Genomic DNA, 2,438 nt, shown 5'->3' with positions numbered 1-2,438 from the left:
GTGTAGTTATTTGACATTTTTGATGATTTTCTATTGCACTTTTATTTCAAATTCAATCAATTAGCCTGTCATAAATCTGTTATCTGCCTTAAGTAGTCTAAAAGACGTTTATTCACTCTGTATAATATTGGACTAGGTCACGCATGAGATTTCGCAGCCCTTTGCCAGTGGCAAATGCTCCTTTAGAAAAGACCCAACTTGGTAACATTAAAGGCACCCTTCGTGAGCAAATTTGCAGTGGGATGCTGAGCGACAGACAAAAACTGCCATCTGAACGTGAATTGAGTGAATTGTTTAATACAACGCGCATTACAATTAAAGACGCTTTGGTTTCACTGGAAACAGAAGGGTTGATTTACCGAGAAGAGCGGCGTGGCTGGTTTGTCTCTCCGGCGCGAATTCATTATAACCCGCTATCGCGTTGCCACTTCCACCAGATGATCCGAGAGCAGCACCGAATCGCAGAAACTAAGCTAGTTGCAGTACGCAGCGTGATGGCTTCTCGTGAGTATGCAAGAGCGATGGATATTGACCGAATTACGCCCATTCATATTATTGAACGGTTGCGCTCGATTGACGGGCGAGCGGTACTGTTTGTCGAAAACTGCCTGATTGCGCAGTGGTTTCCAAAGATATTAGAGGAAAATTTAACCGCTTCGTTAACGCATCTCTATCAGCAAAAATACGGTTACATCACCACGCGTTCTCGTTTTGAAGTAATCCCTACGGCTGCACCTCTTCATGTGGCAAAAGCCCTTAACTTGGCTGCTGGCCAATCTGTACTGAAAATTTGTCGAGTCAATTACAAACAAGATGGCGAGATCATGGACTGCGAATTTGAGTACTGGCGGCCAGATTCAGTCCTGATCCGTATCGACAGTTGTGATGGAGAATGAATAGCTTTAGACTCGGCGCAACCTTTTTCACCCTGCTAGTCGTTTATGAATTTTTCTAAGCTTAACTTAAGCGCCCCTTTGATGGCTGCGCTGCCTGCGTCGCGACACACGGCGACCAAAATCCAACAATTGTCTATTCCAGCCGTACTTTCTGGGCAAGATGTGTTTGCCTTCGCGCAGACGGGCAGTGGTAAAACGTTAGCTTATGGTTTGCCTTTACTGCAACAGATTGAAATTAATACTCTTGAAATTCAATCGGTTGTTATTGTTCCTACCCGTGAATTAGCACAACAAGTCAGCCAAGAGCTGAGTACCGTGGCAAGTAAAATGAGCATTAGCTTATGCACTTTATGCGGGGGAGTGGCCCAAGAAGAGCAGCTTGCGCAGTTGGCCAAATTGCCGCATTTAATAGTCGCGACACCGGGCCGCTTGCTTGATTTACTTACACAGCAACTGATCTCATTGGAGTCAATGCACTGTGTGGTGTTAGATGAAGCTGACAGACTGTTAGAGATGGGGTTTTGGCCGGATGTACAACGCCTGCTCAGTTTTATGCCCCAAACCAAACAAACGTTGTTGTTTTCCGCCACACTCGCCGCCGATCTCGAACAGGTGGCATTGGCCGTGTTAAATAACCCGGTAAAGATAGAGGCGAATCAAGCCAATAAAGTGGTGGAAGAAATTGAAGAGCAGCTCTACCTTGTGAATAAGGGCAGCAAAGCACAAGCATTAATTGCTCTGATTAAGCAGCGTGCTGGGCAGCAAGTATTAGTGTTCATTAGCGCTCGTGATAGTGCTGACGCGGTCGCGAAAAAATTACTCAAAGCGGGTATTCGTGCGGCGGCTTTGCATGGTGAAAAAGATCAAGTTATTCGCGAGAAAACGTTAGCTGATTTCAAAGCGAATCAAGTGGATGTACTGGTGGCCACCGATTTACTGGCGCGTGGTATTCACATTGACGCGCTGCCAGTGGTGATCAATTTTGATTTACCGCCTAGTGCGCCAGTTTATATTCATCGCGTTGGCCGCACTGCGCGTGCTGGTCAAGGTGGTGTGGCAATTTCACTGGTCTGCCATGGTGAAAGCCAAGCGCTGGAGGCAATCCGCAGCTTAACGCAGCGCGCTTTACCGCTGCAGGCGTTGACCGATTTTCCAGTGACAGACCAACCGACCAGCGGTGAACCGAAGCGCAAACCGCGTGATAAGCAAGCCAACCGCCGCAGTGCTCAAAAGCGCAGCGTGAAGCAGTTTCAGCAGAAAACAAGCCATTAAGTAGCTCAATATACGCATGCTATTGTGCGTTTTGATGGAGTAAGGAAACTAAGTGACTCAGGAAATTTATGCATTTATTACGATTGAAATGGCACATTAATCGAGTTTATGTGTAAATTTTCAGCAGCTTATTGTGAACAACCTATCATTATTGGACTAAATCAAGAAAATGCAGTATTCATTTTCATGAGATTATATTCACAATTTTAGAATCATTTCGAGGATAAATATTCTTTAATCCACGTTATTAACACGATTGTGGATAATTAG

The 2,438-nt window shown here is 45.3% G+C and carries 2 protein-coding genes; both read left to right on the top strand.

The genetic code is table 11. The features are described from left to right. The first annotated feature begins 143 nt into the window (after positions 1-143). Complete coding sequence (locus B9J84_RS06555; RefSeq protein WP_094123797.1) at positions 144-896, top strand: UTRA domain-containing protein; 753 nt, start codon at positions 144-146, stop codon at positions 894-896. A 45-nt stretch (positions 897-941) separates the two neighbouring features. Continuing rightward, positions 942-2,168, top strand: a complete 1,227-nt coding sequence (locus B9J84_RS06550) for a DEAD/DEAH box helicase (protein ID WP_094123796.1) — start codon at positions 942-944, stop codon at positions 2,166-2,168. The last annotated feature ends 270 nt before the right edge of the window (positions 2,169-2,438 follow it).

The sequence above is a fragment of the Vibrio sp. V03_P4A6T147 genome (assembly GCF_002241085.1).
GTDB classification, from domain to species: domain Bacteria; phylum Pseudomonadota; class Gammaproteobacteria; order Enterobacterales; family Vibrionaceae; genus Vibrio; species Vibrio anguillarum.
Note: the sequence above shows the minus strand (reverse complement) of the source record. Positions and strands in the feature narration are given on the sequence as shown.